At 70.0% G+C, this 15500-nt stretch carries 13 protein-coding genes and 1 tRNA gene; 2 read left to right on the top strand and 12 right to left on the bottom strand.

What is annotated here, in order from left to right:
• Positions 1 to 265: 265 nt before the first annotated feature.
• The 3 genes from JCR33_RS23595 to mnmA form a co-directional block, all read right to left on the bottom strand.
• Positions 266 to 342: transfer RNA gene (locus JCR33_RS23595), tRNA-Met, on the bottom strand.
• Positions 343 to 378: 36 nt separating this feature from the next.
• Entirely contained in the window at positions 379 to 1020 is a 642-nt protein-coding gene (locus JCR33_RS23590; protein WP_198884605.1) for a class I SAM-dependent methyltransferase, read from the bottom strand.
• A gap of 23 nt (positions 1021 to 1043) precedes the next feature.
• Complete coding sequence (gene mnmA / locus JCR33_RS23585) at positions 1044 to 2213, bottom strand: tRNA 2-thiouridine(34) synthase MnmA (protein ID WP_198884604.1); 1170 nt, start codon at positions 2211 to 2213, stop codon at positions 1044 to 1046.
• A 117-nt stretch (positions 2214 to 2330) separates the two neighbouring features.
• Between mnmA and sciP the strand changes: the two genes are divergently transcribed.
• The gene (gene sciP / locus JCR33_RS23580) at positions 2331 to 2606 is read left to right on the top strand and encodes a CtrA inhibitor SciP (RefSeq protein WP_198884603.1); all 276 of its coding nucleotides are present in this window, start codon (positions 2331 to 2333) and stop codon (positions 2604 to 2606) included.
• Between the two features lie 32 nt (positions 2607 to 2638).
• On the opposite strand, the gene JCR33_RS23575 is transcribed toward sciP, so the two are convergent.
• Positions 2639 to 3529 (bottom strand): metallophosphoesterase family protein, encoded by an 891-nt coding sequence (locus JCR33_RS23575; RefSeq protein WP_198884602.1) that lies wholly within the window; start codon positions 3527 to 3529, stop codon positions 2639 to 2641.
• A gap of 78 nt (positions 3530 to 3607) precedes the next feature.
• On the opposite strand from JCR33_RS23575, the gene JCR33_RS23570 reads away from it, so the two are divergent.
• On the top strand, positions 3608 to 4075 hold the full coding sequence (locus JCR33_RS23570; RefSeq protein WP_198884601.1) for an NUDIX domain-containing protein: 468 nt from the start codon (positions 3608 to 3610) through the stop codon (positions 4073 to 4075).
• A 29-nt stretch (positions 4076 to 4104) separates the two neighbouring features.
• Here the strand turns inward: JCR33_RS23570 and JCR33_RS23565 are convergent, their stop codons facing one another.
• The 8 genes from JCR33_RS23565 to JCR33_RS23530 all read right to left on the bottom strand — a co-directional run.
• Positions 4105 to 5622 (bottom strand): methyl-accepting chemotaxis protein, encoded by a 1518-nt coding sequence (locus JCR33_RS23565; RefSeq protein WP_198884600.1) that lies wholly within the window; start codon positions 5620 to 5622, stop codon positions 4105 to 4107.
• Positions 5623 to 5749: 127 nt separating this feature from the next.
• Positions 5750 to 6643 (bottom strand): PfkB family carbohydrate kinase, encoded by an 894-nt coding sequence (locus JCR33_RS23560; protein WP_198884599.1) that lies wholly within the window; start codon positions 6641 to 6643, stop codon positions 5750 to 5752.
• Positions 6644 to 6760: 117 nt separating this feature from the next.
• A complete protein-coding gene (locus JCR33_RS23555) occupies positions 6761 to 8314 on the bottom strand; it encodes a flagellar hook-length control protein FliK (protein WP_198884598.1) in 1554 nt (517 codons plus the stop codon).
• Positions 8315 to 8406: 92 nt separating this feature from the next.
• A complete protein-coding gene (locus JCR33_RS23550; RefSeq protein WP_198884597.1) occupies positions 8407 to 10932 on the bottom strand; it encodes a hypothetical protein in 2526 nt (841 codons plus the stop codon).
• Positions 10932 to 12308 (bottom strand): flagellar motor protein MotB, encoded by a 1377-nt coding sequence (locus tag JCR33_RS23545; RefSeq protein ID WP_198884596.1) that lies wholly within the window; start codon positions 12306 to 12308, stop codon positions 10932 to 10934. Before JCR33_RS23545 ends, JCR33_RS23550 begins: the two co-directional genes overlap by 1 nt.
• A complete protein-coding gene (locus tag JCR33_RS23540; protein WP_198884595.1) occupies positions 12298 to 13137 on the bottom strand; it encodes a hypothetical protein in 840 nt (279 codons plus the stop codon). Before JCR33_RS23540 ends, JCR33_RS23545 begins: the two co-directional genes overlap by 11 nt.
• A complete protein-coding gene (gene fliF, locus JCR33_RS23535; RefSeq protein WP_198884594.1) occupies positions 13137 to 14744 on the bottom strand; it encodes a flagellar basal-body MS-ring/collar protein FliF in 1608 nt (535 codons plus the stop codon). Before fliF ends, JCR33_RS23540 begins: the two co-directional genes overlap by 1 nt.
• A gap of 264 nt (positions 14745 to 15008) precedes the next feature.
• Positions 15009 to 15500 (bottom strand): flagellin (locus JCR33_RS23530; protein WP_269751255.1); only part of this gene is annotated, 492 nt, incomplete at its 5' end.

The following is a 15500-nucleotide window of genomic DNA, read 5'->3' as shown; positions in this document are numbered from 1 at the left end:
TCAGTCGGCGACCGGGTCAGTTTTCCAGCGGCGGCAACACCTCTGGCATTTGCAGCAACGGCATCAAGGATACGACTGGGATAGGCTCAACCCAAATCAGCCATCTAGAGCGTGCCTTATGTCGCGTTCATGTTGCATGGCGCCGCCGGGGCTCACGAGAAAACCTAGGAAATCCGCGGAAGTCAGGCGCAACACGATGCAACATGAAATCTGGTGGCGAGATGGCAGCGAGCTCGCTACTACTTTGAATTTCCTGGGGTTTAGTTGGTAGCGGAGGAGGGACTCGAACCCCCGACACGCGGATTATGATTCCGCTGCTCTAACCAACTGAGCTACTCCGCCCCGCGGGCCGCATAAATGGCGAGTGGGGCCTCGGTGTCAAGCGTCTCGTCGAAACACCAACAAGGTGATGAGGCCGACCGGGGGAAGCTGCTCCTCGCTCTCAAGCGTCAGCCCCGGGACGTCGAGGACGCCGTCGATGGGCATCGACGGGTTCCAGCCCAGGCGCTTGGAGAACGGCGTCAGGATCCGGTCGGTGACCTGCCAGGGGCCGCGGCGGGCTTCGAAGTGGCTCGCGATCATCACCACGCCGCCCGGCTTCACCACGCGGGCGAACTCGCGCATCACCTTATTCGCGTCGGGCACGGCGGTGATGGTGAACATGCACACCACGCCGTCGAAGGAGGCGTCGGCGAAGGCGAGCGACATGAGGTCCATCTCGACGATGGCCTCCACGTTGGGCAGCCCCTTGGCGACGCGCTCGCGGGCGATCTTCAGCATGTCGTGGGAGAGGTCGACGCCGACGAGGGACACCGACGGGTCGTAGAGGGGGAGGGCGGAGCCGGAGCCCACGCCCGCCTCGAGGAAGCGTCCGCCGATGGCGTTCACCCGCTTCGCCGCGATCTTGCGCGCCGGCACCGTGGGGGTGGCGATGATCTCGTAGATCGGCGCCCAGCGGGCGTAGGCGGACTTGACGTCCCGGCCTTCGACGGTGCGGGACGACGGTGCGGGTGAAGACATGGATAGACCCGGTTGGTGAACGATCAGGCGACGGCGAGGGTGGCGGGAGGGGCGACGGCCGATTTCTGGATGAAGCCGCCGCCGAGCACCTCCGCGCCGGGACCGTCGGTGGCGTAGAGGACGCAGGCCTGGCCGGGGGCGACGCCCTCTTCGCCGTCGAGAAGGTCGACCTCGAGACCGTCGGTGCTGCGGCGGACGCGGCCCGGCTTGGGCGGCCGGGTGGAGCGCACGCGGGCAAACACGGTGCGGCTCTCGCCCTCGGCGAGGGGACGGCCGAGCCAGTTGGTGTCACGCAGCTTGACGCGGCGCGTCTTGAGCGCCTCGCGCGGGCCGACGATCACCTCGTTGCGCTCGGCGTCGATGCGCACCACGAAGAGCGGTTCGCCGAGGGCGATGTTGAGGCCGCGGCGCTGGCCGACCGTATAGCGAATCACGCCCTTGTGACGGCCGAGGATGCGACCGTCGATATGGCGGATATCGCCCTCGCGGGTCGCTTCGGGGCGCATCGCGGCGACCATGCGGTCGTAACGGCCGTCGGGGACGAAGCAGATATCCTGACTGTCGGCCTTGTCGGCGACCACGAGCCCCATCTCGGCGGCGAGCTCGCGCACCCGCTCCTTCGGCATGTCGCCGAGGGGGAAGCGCACATAGTCGAGCTGCTCGGGGGTGGTGGCGAAGAGGAAATAGCTCTGGTCGCGCCGTTCGTCGTGCGGGCGGAAGAGGTGGCGGCGACCGTCGACCACGCGGCTCGACACATAGTGGCCCGTCGCGAGCGCCGAGGCGCCGAGGGTCCGCGAGGCGGCCATCAGGTCGGTGAACTTGACGGTCTGATTGCAGGCGATGCAGGGGACGGGCGTCTCGCCGCGCACGTAGGCATCGGCAAAGGCTTCGATCACGTCCTCGTGGAAGCGGCTTTCGTAGTCGAGCACGTAGTGGGGGATCGCGAGCCGCTCGGCGACGAGGCGGGCATCGTGGATGTCGCTGCCGGCGCAGCAGGCCCCCTTGCGACCCACGGCCGCACCATGATCGTAGAGCTGCAGCGTCATGCCCACGACCTCAAAACCCTCGCGGGCGAGGAGGCCGGCCACCACGGACGAATCGACGCCGCCCGACATCGCCACGACGACGCGGTGGTCCTCGGGCGCCCCCGGCAGGCCGAGGCTGTTGGTGGTATGAGATACGATCGAATGCATGACAGACGTTAGCTAAGCACAAACCCTCGCCGCGGCAACGGACGGAGCAGTTAGGTATGCGTTAAGCGGCTCCGGTCTTTAACATCAGATGAGAGTTGCGTTTTGTTCGAGTACCTCATGTCTGAGTATCCACAACCCCGCTATCGCTATGTCATCGGACCCGACGGGACACCGCTGACCCTCGCCGATCTGCCGCCCTCCGACACCAAGCGGTGGGTGATCCGCAGGAAGGCGGAGGTTGTAGCGGCGGTCCGCGGTGGGCTCCTGTCGATCGACGAGGCGTGCGAGCGCTATCGCCTCACCATCGAGGAATTCCTGTCGTGGAACGCCCTCATCGATCGACACGGCCTTGCCGGGTTGCGCGCCACCAAGGTGCAGCACTACCGGGCCTGACGCGTCCTTCGCAGCGCGCCGACGCCCGTCTCTTACACGACGGCGGGCGTCGGCGCGAGATCTTCTGTGCTCAGCGTCTTGAAAGGTCCGTCGGCGCTTTCGAGGCCCCGGCGGGTGAGGCGCACGGTGTTCTGGCGGCTGTCGATGTCGATCAGCGCGTAGCTTGCCAGCGGGTGATGCGATCCGTCGGAGGAGGCGGACGGGACACCCACGATGGCCGCCCGTCCGCGCGCGGTCTCCAAATATCGCAGCGAAGGCTTGTGGGTGTGGCCGTGCAGGACGAGGTCCGCGCAGCCCGCCGCGAGCACGTCGCGCACGGCCTGATCGTCGGTGAGGCCGCGGCTGCCGGAGGCGAGGCTCGCGTCCGGCGGGTGGTGGATCATCACCACCTTGTAGGCGTCGTCGTGGCGGTCGAGGAGGGCGGCGAGGGAGGAGAGCTGCACCGGACCGACCCGGCCGCTCGCGATCAGCGGGGGCGTGGCGACCGCGGTGGAGACGCCGATCAGCACGATCGGACCGCGCCGGCGGCAGAGCGGAAAGCCTCTCGTCACGTCGCCGTCGATGAAGGGGGCCCAGCGGGCGGTGGCCTTCTTGGCCGCTCCGGGAACGTAAGCGTCGTGATTGCCGGGCACCATCGTCACGTCGGCCGGGTCGCCGAGCGAGGCGAGCCAATCGGCGGCGTTGTCGAATTCTTCGTCGAGGGCGATGTTGACGAGGTCCCCGGTCACGGCGATGTGGTCGGGGGCACGCGACTTCATGTCCGCCACCAGCCGATCGAGGATCGTGCGGCCGAGGGCGGTGTTCCGGTTCTTGACCCAGTTGAGATAGCCGAAAATACGCTTCGACATCAGCGCTTGGGGCGACGGCCGAGGCAGCGGCGCGAGATGGGGGTCGGAGAGATGGGCCAGGCGATAACGCGTCACAGATCACGATCCTTCGGCGGGGGGCCGGTGGGGGCGAGCGCTCCACTCCGGCCGCTCCTTCAGGGCTGAGGCGCGCGCGTGGCCAGCATCACCGGGCAGCTCATCTGGCGGTTGCGGGCGCTGGTGCGCCCACCCGTCACCTTCGGCGTGCGGTGCATGGTGGTCGATGCCGATCGACGCGTGCTCCTCGTCCGTCACACCTACATCACGGGCTGGCACTTTCCAGGAGGGGGTGTGGATCCCGGGGAGACGGCGCGGGAGGGCGCGATGCGCGAGTTGCGCGAGGAGACCGGCCTTGCGCTTGCCACGCCGCCTGAGTTCTTCGGCCTCTATTTCAACCGGGGGATGGCCCAGCGCGACCATGTGGCGCTGTTCGTGGCGCGCGATCATCCACCGCTCGATGCGGCGGCGTTGCGGCCGCAGGCGACCGAGATCGCGGAAGTGCGGCTCGCCCCGCTCGACGCTTTGCCGGAGGGGCTGTCGGCGGCCACCCGCCGGCGCCTTGCGGAAGTCGCCGGCGGCGCGGCGCCGAGCGACGTCTGGTAGCGGGCGGAAGCGCAGAGCGGGCGTCGCGATCAGTGCAGCGCGGCCGCCTGCAGGCTGCGGTACATACTGCTTCCCTCGCGGGCCGAGCCGTCGGCATCGGCGATCGCGAGGCTGATCTGGCCGAGATTCTGGTCGATCTCGCGCACCGAGGCGGCCGCCTGCCGCATGCCGGAGGCGATGTCGCGGGCGGTGGTGGTCTGCGATTCCACGGCATCGGCGGCGACGTTCACGCTCTCCTGCACCGAGGTGAGCGAATCGACGATGTGCCGCAGCGCGTTCACTACGTCGCCGGAGACCGACTGCACGCGCTCGATGTCGGCGCTGATCTGGTTGGTCGATTTCTCTACTTGGTCGGCGAGCGACTTCACCTCGGCCGCCACCACGGCGAAGCCCTTGCCCGATTCGCCGGCGCGGGCGGCCTCGATGGTCGCGTTGAGGGCGAGGAGATTGATCTGACCCGCCACCTTCTGGATGATCTCCACGATCGAGGTCATCGAGCTCGCCGCGTCGCTGAGCTGGGAGATGTGCTTGTCCGCGGTCTCCGTCTCGCGCAGCACGTTGCCAACGGCCTGGCGGGACTGCACCATCGTGTCGGCGATGCGCTGGGCGGCGACCTCGAACTCCTGAACGGCGCTCGTGGCGTGCTCGACCGTCGCCGTCGTCTGCGAGGCGGCGCTGGAGGCGGTGGTGGAGCGCTCGTTGGCGTTGGCGACGGCGCCCGCGATCTTCTGCAGCTTGTCGTCGATGAGCCCGGCGACCTCTTCCGCCTTCTTGCGGGCGAGGACGCGCTCGGTGATGTCGACCGCGATCTTGATGACCTTGCAGGGGCGGCCGCCCGCGTCGAGCACGCGCGAATAGGTCGCCTGGAGATAGACCGGCGTGCCGTCCTTGCGCAGCCGCTTGAACTCGTCGGTGTGGGCCCGGCCTTCCTTGAGCTCCTTCCAGAACTGACGGTATTCGTCGTCGGTCATGATGGTTTGGTCGAGGAAGATGCGGTGCGACCGGCCGATCAGCTCGTCGCGGCGGTAGCGCATCGTCTGGCAGAAATTGTCGTTGACGCTGAGGATCTTGCTGTCGAAGTCGAACTCGATGATGGCATAGAGCTTGTCGACGGTGTCGAGCTGGATGCGTCGATTGTCGGACTGCTGGAAGCTGTCCGTCACGTCGATGCAGCTGATGATCACGGTGTTGCGCGAGCGGTCGGACGAGCCGACGAGATAGAAGCGGGCGTCGACGAAGCGCTCCCCGCCGTCCTTGGACCGCAGACGGCGCACGGCATGGTAGGGCTTTCCCGCCTTCAGCGCGCGCGTGATGGTCTCGTCGACCATCCGGCTGCTCTCGCCCGGGCCGTGCTGGATCAGGCGGGAGGCGGACTTGCCGACGATGTCGCCGGCGCTGAAGCCGACGATCTTGAGAAACTGCTCGTTGGCGTGGCGGACTTCGTCGCCGGTCGATACGATGAGAACGGCGTCGGCAGCGCCGGCGGCCCGCATGAGGTCGGTCCGTTCGGCACGACTGAGGGCCTTCTCGAAGAACGTCGTGGTCATCGCAATACTCCAGAGGCGGCACCGTCGGCTGGCGGTACGTTCGTCCTGCCGACAATTAGTGCGAGTGACTGGAGCGAAGCTGGAAGGCCCCCGGAATCGGCCGGTTTCGCGGGCGAGCGGCCTTTCCCTAGGCGGCCTCGGGCAAGGTATCGCGGATGTGGGCGATGTCCTCCAACGTCGGCAAGGACGCTTCGTTGCCAAGGTGTTGCACGGCGAAGGCGGAGGCGGCGCGGGCGAAGGCGAAGTGCTGCGACCAGCTGAGCTCCGGGTGGGTGACGGCGGAATAGAAGTAGGCGCCGTGGAAGACGTCGCCGGCGCCGGAGGTGTCGATCACCTTGTCGCTCGGGACCTGGAGGGACGGCATCGTCTGGGCGTCGGCGCCGTTCTCGTACCAGACGAGGCCGCGTTCGCCGAGCGTCACGGCGCCCACCTTGCAACCCTTGCTGCGCAGGTAGGCGAGCATGGCGAGCGGGTTCAGCTGCATCTGTTCGCACATCCGCTCCGAGATCACCGCCACGTCGATATATTCGAGCAGCTCGTCGGTGCCGGCCCGAGCGGAGCCGCCGTCGAGCGAGGTCAGGAGCCCCGCTTCGCGGCAGGCCTTGGCGTAGTGGAGCGCGGCGTCGGCCATGTGGCCGTCGACGTGGAGGCCGCGGCAACCGTCGAGGTTGAGGACGGGGAAGGGGTGGCGAAAGTGGTCGTCGCGGCAGCGCACGATCGCCCGCTTGCCGTCCTTCGGCATGATGAAGGAGAGGCTCGACTCGGCCACCTTGCGGCCGTGCACCGAGACGCCCGCGCGAGACGCCATTTCGAGGAACATCCGGGCAAGCCAGTCGTCCGCCTGCTGGCAGAGGAGGTCGCACTTGAGGCCGAGCTTGGCGGCGCAGAAGGCGGCGGTGGTGGCGTTGCCGCCGAAGGCGACGGCGTAGTCGTCGGCGATGGTCTTGTCATCGCCGGTCGGCAGCGATTCGGCGAGGAAGGTGATGTCGATGTAGGCGTGGCCAATGAACAGGGCTTCCAATGCACCGCTCCGAGATCATGTGGGTCCCCTAAGCCTCGCCGAGGCCACGCCGATCTGCAATGGGGTTGGTGCGCGGCCGATGCGCCGTGGCGTCTCGGGCGGCATCGGCGGTTCCCGTCAGACCGTGAACGGGCGCCCGGAGCGGGCCGCGTCCTCCGCGCTGGACAGGATCGCCGAGATAGGCGGTTCGGTGCCGCGATGGCTCTCGTCCCGGCCGCCGCTGCTGCCGCCGGTGTCGGTGAAGGTGTCGCCGCCGTGGGACTGGGCGGCGCTCGCTTCTTCCACGCTCACCTCCACTCCGGCATAGCCGGCGCGGCGGATCGCTTCGGTGAGCTCACTGCGTTCCTCGGTGAGCCGCTGCGCGGTTTCGCGGGAGTTGGCCGAAAGCGTCACGCGCAGGCCCACGGGCGAGAGGCGCATCGTCACCGTGAGCGTGCCGAGTGAGGCCGGCTGGAGCTGCAGTTCGATGATGCGTACCGGACCGTCGGGGGTGGGCGTCGGGGCCGGCGCGGCGGTGGTGGAGGACGGGGCGGGCGGCGGCGCCGCGGGGCTGGTGGACTGGACGGCGGAGGGGGCGGGCGAGGCGACGTCGATCGGCGTGCCGAAGCTCTTGGCGAGGCCGCTCAGTGCCCGTTTCAGACTATCGATGACGAGGTTCGGCTCGGGCAGGCTCTGCGGTAGGGCAGGGCGCTCGCCGGCGCTGCCACCGGACGTACGCAGGATGGGCCCCTCCACGGGGTCGCGGCGCATCACCGGAGCGAAGTGAGTTTCCTGCCGGACCACCCGGGGCCCGCCGCCGAGGTCGCGGCTGCGCTCTTCGCGGTTCGGCTGAATCGGCTGGACGCGGCGTGGATCGGGTTGGTGCGTCGCAGCGGCGGGCAAGGCGGTCTGGGTTCGCGCGGCGTCGGCTATGGTCCGCGGTGCGGTGACTTCGGGCCCGTCGGGCGAAGGAATCGCGCTGGGGGCCGCCGGTGCCTCGATGGCGGCGGGGGGAGCCGGCATCGTTGGGATTGCCTGTCGGGGGGCGGCGTGACCGGTTTGTGGGTCGGGGTGCCGATCGTTCGAGGGCGGCGGTAGGGGCGTCCGGGTCGCGGCAACCTTTTCGGCCACAGTGTGCGCGGTCGCTCCCTTTGGCGACGCGGCGGTGGCTTCGGCTGGCGCCGGCTGTGGCGTCTCGGGGGGCGTGGCCGTGGCGAGGACGTTCGGCGCGGTCGGAGGTGTCGGCATCGTGGCCGCTTGCGGCACGACCTCTTCTGGCACGGCGGGCACCGGCGGTGGTGTCGGCGCGGCGTCGTTGTCGGCGCTGAGCGTCGCCGGGGGTGTCGTGAGAGGCAGGGGGCTCGCGACGGGCAGGATGGTCGCCGTCGCCGTATCGGCGGTCCGTGCGTTTCTTGCCGCGGCGGACGATGGGGCGGGCGAGGCGGTCGTCGGCGTCTCGGTCGGCAGGGGATGGGCGGATCGGCCCGCCTCGTCCGATGCGACTTGCGCATCGCCGCGGGGGTTGGCGGCGAGGGCGGCGAGCGCGCGGGCCAAGGCGTTGACCGGCTCGGGCGGGGCGGAAGGCGCTTGCCGCTCCGCTGCTCCGGCCGCCTCGGCGTGGAACGGGGTCGCCTCGGCCGGGGGCTTCAGCCCGAGGGCGCGCTGGGCGGCGAGGAGGGCGTCCTCCAGCATGTGAGCGAACCCCGGTGCCGCGGCCTGGGAGGGGGGCGCGGCGATTTGGGTGTTCGCAGCCGGCGGGGCGGACGGATGGGGTGGGACGCGGGTCATGGGGTGTCCTCCAGGAGGGTATCGACAGCGGCGAGCGCGGCGGCGACGCGCCCTTCCATCGCCGCGATCTCTGCAAAGGGATCGGCGGTGCTTTCCGTCGCGCTGTCGGGGGCGAGCTCCGCGTCCGGACCGAGCGAGGCGATCGCTTCGGGGATCGGCAGATCGGTCACGGTGCTCGAAAGGCTGAGCGCGGCGCGCAGGAGGGCGCGGTCGTCCTCGGGCAACGTCGCGGCGTCGAGGCTGTTCAGGGTCGCGACCGCTCCGGCGAAGCGCTCCGGGTCGACGACCTGGGCGGCGGCTTCATAGAGGCGGGCGCGCCGGTGGTCGAGCTCGCCGGGCGGTGCCGTTTCCTGAACCCGCTGGGCGGCGATCTCGGCGGCGAGGCGATTGCCGTTCTCCACGGCCGCGCGGGCGAGGAGAAGGTAGAGCTCCTGGCGTCCGGCGACCGTCATGGGCTCGAGCATCGTTTCGAGCCGCACAAAGGCGGCCGGCTCGTCGATGAAGCTCATGCGGGTGAGGGCGGCGGCGAGACGTCGGCGGAAGTTGCCGGCGTAGATCGAGGCGCGGTATTTCCGCAGATAGCGGCTCACCATGCGCTGGAAGTCGGCGAGATTGTTCTTTTCGGCGGCGATCAGGATCGCCCGGCGAAGGGCAGCCTCTTCCACCAGGGTGCCGGGGGCGGCGATGCGCGCCTTGTCGAGGAGCTCGCGCGCCGCCGCGGCGTCGTCGCCCACGGTGATGGCCGCGTAGGCGAGGAGCAGGGCGCCGCGGATGCTGGCGTCGAGATCCTCCAGGCGCAGTGTTTCGAAGTGGCGCTTGGAGTCCTTGGCGCGACCTTCGAGGTAGGCGAGCGCGCCGGCGAGCATCTCGTCGTAGGGACTGGGCAGCTCCGCGCTCGATTGCACCTTGCGCACCACGGCCGGATTGCCGCCGGAGAGGGCGTAGATGATCAGCGCACGCGTGTTGCGAGGCTCCGACCACTCGCTGGGATGGGCCGCGAGGAAGCGTTCGGCGATCCGTCGGGCGAGGATGCTCTGGGCCTTGAATGCGGCCCCCGAGCCGCGCGCAACGTCGTCCTGCAGGGCGGTGAGCATCCGCACCAAGGCCGCGGGGTCGGGTCCGGGCGGCAGCACCACCGGTGGTGCCTCGGCGGTGGCGGGCTCGCCGGTCTCGTCCCGCTCGGCCTCCGCCGCGTCGTGATGGCCTTCGGCTTCCGTCGCGGGATCCGCCTCATCGGGATGCGCTCGGCTGGGATGAGATTCGCTCGGATGCGTGTCCGCTTCGCCGTGCTGGGGGCTGCCGTCGCCGTGACCGTCGGCGGGGGCGGGAGGTGTGGCCGGGGAAGACGGAGGAGCGTCTGTCGCCACCGCGGGGGTCGGATCGACCGCATCCTGCGGATCGGTCGGCTCGGTCGCGGCGGCAGGCTCGTCGGTGGGTGGGAGCGCTGCCGCATCGGCCTCGGCTGGATGGGTGGCGGGGGTTGCGGGTGTGCCGGCGCCGCCGGGCGAGCCTGTGGGGTGGGTCGAGGCCTCGTCGGGGGTGGTCTCGGGTGTCGCCGGGGCCGAGGTCTCGGGCTCGGGTGGCGTTTCACTGGGTTCCGGCGCTGCGGCTGGTGCGGCGTCCTTGGCGGTTTTTTCGGTGGCTCGGCGCGGATGCGGGCGCGGTAGACCTTTCGGGGGGGCGGTGCCGTTCGCCGCGGCGGCGGTGCTCTCCGCGCCTCTCTCCGAGGCGGGCGTGTCGTCTGACGTCTCGCTCGCGCTCGGCGATGTGGAGGTCTCCGTGGTCGTGGCGGCGACGTCGACCTCGACCGCGTCGGTCAGCGACGACGGTGCGAGGGAGGCGACGCGCGAAAGGGGCTCTTCCGGCGCGGCCTCCTCGGAGGGGGCGGCGCGCCGCCGTGGCGAGGGCGTCGGCACCGGGACGGTGCTCACAGACGGTCGTCGGCGCGCGGGCCGGGTCTCGGCTTCGGCGACCACTGTCGGCCGATCGGACTCCGCGGCCGTGGCGGATTCCGGTGTGATCTCGGCGTCCGTAGAGCGTTCTGACGCGGGCGGGTCCGCCAGGAGACGCAGCATCTCGTTGCGCGTGTCCGGCCGGGGCGGGCCGCGGCGCGAGCGACGGGACGGGGCGTCGATCGAAAAGTCGGCCTCGAAGCTCGCCTCTGCGCGTGAGGGCGGACCGATGCGGGCGAGAAGCTCGTCGGCATCGATGTAGGCGGTGCGGATCGCGGGATCGAGCAGGCGGCGGTCTTCCCGCGTGAGCTCGTGGCTCTGCGGGCGCAGCGGTCGCGCGATGACGGGGCCGGGGCTCAGCGGACGGGCCGGAATGTTGAGGGCGAGGTGCCGCTCGGGATCGGCGGTCGGCCGCTGCACCGGAACCGGGGCCGGATCGGAGCGCGTGGGGATCGGCAGCAGGCAGAGGAGCGTGCCGGCAAGGAGAGACGACGCCAGGGAAAGCGTCGTCGTCCCAGGGCGGACCGGGTGGCGGGGAGCGGAGCGCGGGGGGCGGAGGTCGGCGGACATCAGAGCGCCTCGCTGTCCGGTTCGTAGAGGATCTCGATGCGTCGGTTCTCGTCGGCGAGTGGGTCGTCGGGGCGCGTCGGCTGGCGATCGGCGAGACCCTCGACGCGGGCGATGCGGCTCTCGTCGATGCCGTTGGCGACGAGCGCCTCCTTGGTGGCGTGAGCGCGCTCGAAGGACAGCACCCAGTTGTCCGACCGGCCGGCGCGGAAGGGGCGGGCATCGGTATGGCCGCGCACCACCACGCGGCCGCGACGCTGCGACAGGACCTCGGCGACGCGGGCGAAGAGGCGCACCGCCTCGGCAGTCGGCGCTGACGACCCGATGGGGAACATCGAGAAGGCGGCATCGTCGGTGACGGAAATCGCCACCGTGGTGTCGCCTGGCGCGACGTCGACGTCGGCGGCGACCCCCGCAAGTGCGCTGCGCAGCTCGTTGGCCGCCTCCGCCACGGGGTCGGGGCGGGCCGCGGCGACGCTGCCGCCGGCGTCGGGCGAGGGGGTGGGCACCGTCGCCACGGCCGTATCGGTGGCGTCCGTCTCGGGCGCGTCGCCGAAAGCTGCGAGCACGGCTTCGGCGACGCTGGAGTGCGGGCCGACGTCGCCCGCAGTGTCGCTCGGGGCACGGCTTGCGGGCGGAGCCGCGTTTGCGCTGTCCGCCGCGGCCGTGGTCGAGGCGGGGGCGGGGTGGCCGGAGGGCTGGACCTCGGTGGGGCGGCGGTCCGCCGCGTCGATCGCGGAGTCGGGGGGCAGGACGTCGGCGGTTTCGCTGGGGCCGGGCCGGAGCGACTGGGCGGCGCGCGTCGACGTCGTCTGCCAGTAGGCGGGATCGAAGGGATCGCGCATCGCGTCGGAAGTGCTCGTGGTTCCGGTGGTGCCGAGGGTGGAATCCGGCACGTCGATCGAGACCGGATCCTCCGGCGACAGATCGACGGCGGAGGAGGCGAGCACCGCATAGGGGTCGTCGAACTCCGCACCGTCGGTCTGTTCCAAGATGCCGGCCGACTCCATCTTGTTCTGATTGCCTTCCTCGACGTTGCCGCCGCCTCCGGCACCGCCCCCTTCGCCGGGCGTGTCGGAGCCGAGCGGGCGCTCGCCGGCGGTCTTGCCGGCCTCGTCGCCACTCGCGGGAGGGCGGGTGTCCTTGTCCGGATCCATGATACCGCGCCGGTCGCTCGGCGCATCCATCAGGTTCATCGGATTGAAGTAGTTGGCGATCGACTTCTTGATTTCCTCGTCGGTGGCGTTGACGAGCCACATGATGAGGAAGAAGGCCATCATCGCCGTCATGAAGTCGGCATGGGCGATCTTCCACACCCCGCCTTTCTTCGCTTCGGCGACTTCCTCGACCCGCTTGAGGACGATGATCTCATTGGACATCGCGTGCACTCACTGAGGTGGCAAGATCGTCCGCCCAAGCGCCGACGACGGTCTCGAGGCGTGTGTCGCCGACGTCCACCGACAGTTCGACGGTGGTCTCCTCGATGAAATTGACGCCGGCGCGCTCGCCGAAGCGGCTGCGCAGCGCGTCGAGGAGGTCGGCTGGCCCCTTGATGGTGACGGCGGGCTCGGCCGCCTCCGGGCCGATGAGGTCGTCGAGCACGCTCGCGAAGCGCCGCAGGGCGGCATCGCGGATGGCGGTCTCGGCGATCGGGGCGAGGGCGGCGCCGAAAGCGTCGGACAGGCGGCGGTGAAGCGCCTCGAACAGTGGCTCGATGCGGCCGTGGATCACCTCCGCCTCCTCCCGGCACCAGGCGGCCCGCGCCTCCTCCAGGGCACGCTTGGCGGTGCGGCGCTCCACCTCGCGAACCGTCTCCATCGCAGCGCTCTTTTGGGCCTCCGCTTCCTTCTGGGCGGCGGCGACCGCCTGGGCGAGCCGGTCGTCCGGCGCGCTCGCCGCACCGTCGAGGGGAGGAATGGGCGAGGTGCGCCGGGAAGGGGCGACGGGCGGCACTTCGCCCGCGCCGGGGAAGGCGAGGCGGGGGCTGGCCGACCCGCCAGGCGCGACCGGTCCGCCCCGGTCGAGCCGGGCGAAGGCGCGCTCCAGCGTGCCTCCCACCGTTTCGGCCGTGACCGGATCGCCGCCGGGCAGTGGGCGGGGCCCGAACGCACGGGCGATCACTGCGGGGGTAAAGCCGGGCTCGGGCGTGAGCGAAGGGGAAGCCGCAGGATCGCGCAGCGTCGGGAGGGTGTCGGCGAAGCGGCGCATCAGGCGCGCTCACCTTGCAGGAGCCATTGCTTCAACAGGCTCGCGGCTTTCTCGGCGTCGTAGTCCACCAGCTGCTCCAGTCGTTTCTGCGGGGATTTGTGAAGCTTGGCCTTGAGGTCCTCGATTACGTTGCGCTCGGGCTCTTCCTCCTGATCGTTATCGGCGGCGGCTTGCGCGGCGATGAGGTCGGTCATCGTGCCGCTCGCGGGCTGGGCGGTGAGGGCGCGCACCGCGGGCCGCAGGCCGAACCAGATGAGAAGCACGGCGACGATGAGGACGATGCCGGCGTTCACCACCGTGCCGAGCTGCCGGCTCAGCATCGCAAGGAAGCCTTCGGAGGGGAGCGGATCGAGCTTGTCGTGCTCGGGGGCGAAGGGGATCGTCGCGACCTTGAGCTCGTCCCCCCGGTCGGCGGAGAAGCCGGCGGCGGTGCGTACCAAGGCCTCGATGTCGACGAGCTGGGTCTCGATCGTCGGCCCCCCCTCCGTCTCGGCGGTGGCGGCCAGCCGGTCGTGGTTGACGAGAACCGCGACAGAGAGCTTTTCGACCGCGAAGCCGTCGCGCACCCGCTCCACCACGCGCGTCGAGATCTCGTAGTTGGTGAGCTCCTCGCGGCGTTCCGAGTCCTGGGTGGAGTCGGTGCCGTCGGCCGTCGGCAGCTCTTCCTGCGGGATGTTCTGCTGCACCGTCACCGGCTGATCGACGGCGCTGTTGCGGGCCGACTGCTCTTCCTTGACCGTGCGCACCGACCGCTCCACGCGCGAGTTCGGGTCGAAGATCGTCTCGTTCTCGGTGGTCTTGTCGATGTTGAGGCGAGAGGTGACGCTGACGGTGAAGTTCTGCACCCCCAGGAAGGGCACCAGCGTCTTGCGGATCTGCTCTTCGAGGCTGGCGTTGGTCTCCTTCTGTAGACGCGACAGGCGGCCGGTTGACTGGTTGGCCGGGTCGTCGCCGGAGGCGAGCACGGCGCCGCGCGTGTCGAGCACGGTCACCCCGCCGATCTCCATCTGTGGGATCGCGCCGGCGACGAGTTGGCGGATCGCCTCGGCGGACGCATCGCCCTTCGCCCCGTCGGTGCGGATGACGACGGAGGCGGAGGCGGGGCGCTGCTGGGAGCGGAAGGAGCCACGGTCCGACATCACGAGATGGACGCGGGCGGCGGTGACGCCTTGCATGCTCTGGATGGTGCGGGCGAGCTCGCCTTCGAGGGCACGCACCCGCGTCACCTCCTGCATGAAGGAGGTGAGGCCGAAGGAGCTCATGTCGTCGAACAGCTCGTAGCCGGCGTTGGGGCTGCGCGGCAGGCCGTTTTCAGCGAGCAGCATGCGGGCGGGCGCCGTGTCGGCGTGATTGACGAGAATGGCCGCACCGTCGCTCGAGACGTCGAACGGGATGTTGGCGTCCGCCAGGACGCCGCCGATGCGGGTGACGTCTTCGCGGTCGAGGCCGGTGTAGAGCACCTCTCGCTGAGGCTTTGCCAAATAGCTTGCCCCGATGCCGACCGCCGCCAATGTGGCAATCGCGATCGCGGCAAGCCCTATCAGGCGACGCGGGCCCAACTCTCGCATGTTGGTGAGCACCCGCTCGACGTGTTCGCGGCCGGTCATCGGCCCTCCTCATAGCGATCCGAAAAGGGTTCGTTCGGTGTGGGGGCGGCGCTTGGAGCGCGCGGCACCTCCGTCAGGGGGGGATCGTCGCCGAACTACCTGTGCCGTAACTTGCCGCGGACCGGCGGAAGGGCGGTGGAGGTCGGCTGCGACGGCGGAGATGTGGCGGCGAGGTGTGGCGCGCTCTCAGACGGCGCGCGCCAAACGCGAAGCGGCCGCGCTTCCGGGTGGAAGCGCGGCCGCCGATGGGAAAGTCCGACCCGCTTAGCGGAAGAGGGCGAGGACGTTCTGAGCCGAAGCGTTGGCGATGGAGAGCGATTCCACCGAAAGCTGCTGCTGCGTCTGCAGGGCCCGCAGGCGGGTGGATTCTTCTTCCATGTTGGCGTCGATCAGAGCGCCCACGGCCCGGTCGTTGGCGTCCATCAGCGCGGAGACGAAGGTCTCCTGCGATTCGGCGCGGGCAAGGTTCACGCCGACCGTGTTGGACGCCGAGATCACCTCCATCAGCGCCGCATCGACGATGGCGATGATTTCTTCCAGAGTGGTGATGTCGGCCGCCGAATCGGTGAGGGCGGAGATGTCGATGGCGAGCACGTTGTCGGTGGTGCCACCCACGGTCCGATCCTGGTCGAGGATGCCGGCCGCGGTGCCGCCCGCCGGGTCGATCAGCGTGATGGTGCTGATGTCGAGGTCGACGGTGGAGATGGCGATGCCGGCCGCGGAGCGCTCGAACGAGGCCACGATGGACTTGGTGGA

Source organism: Acuticoccus mangrovi (genome assembly GCF_016411865.1).
Lineage (GTDB): Bacteria > Pseudomonadota > Alphaproteobacteria > Rhizobiales > Amorphaceae > Acuticoccus > Acuticoccus mangrovi.
The sequence above is the reverse complement of the archived record's forward strand: the minus strand, read 5'-3'. Positions and strand labels throughout refer to the sequence as shown.

Bases quoted from the DNA above. Each gene is read 5' to 3' on its own strand.
- sciP (WP_198884603.1), top strand. From the start codon at position 2,331: ATGTCTGAGTATCCACAACCCCGCTATCGCTATGTCATCGGACCCGAC.
- JCR33_RS23555 (WP_198884598.1), bottom strand. From the start codon at position 8,314: ATGCTGGAGGACGCCCTCCTCGCCGCCCAGCGCGCCCTCGGGCTGAAG.
- mnmA (WP_198884604.1), bottom strand. From the start codon at position 2,213: ATGCATTCGATCGTATCTCATACCACCAACAGCCTCGGCCTGCCGGGG.
- JCR33_RS23545 (WP_198884596.1), bottom strand. From the start codon at position 12,308: ATGTCCAATGAGATCATCGTCCTCAAGCGGGTCGAGGAAGTCGCCGAA.
- JCR33_RS23565 (WP_198884600.1), bottom strand. From the start codon at position 5,622: ATGACCACGACGTTCTTCGAGAAGGCCCTCAGTCGTGCCGAACGGACC.
- fliF (WP_198884594.1), bottom strand. From the start codon at position 14,744: ATGACCGGCCGCGAACACGTCGAGCGGGTGCTCACCAACATGCGAGAG.
- JCR33_RS23540 (WP_198884595.1), bottom strand. From the start codon at position 13,137: ATGCGCCGCTTCGCCGACACCCTCCCGACGCTGCGCGATCCTGCGGCT.
- JCR33_RS23550 (WP_198884597.1), bottom strand. From the start codon at position 10,932: ATGTCCGCCGACCTCCGCCCCCCGCGCTCCGCTCCCCGCCACCCGGTC.
- JCR33_RS23590 (WP_198884605.1), bottom strand. From the start codon at position 1,020: ATGTCTTCACCCGCACCGTCGTCCCGCACCGTCGAAGGCCGGGACGTC.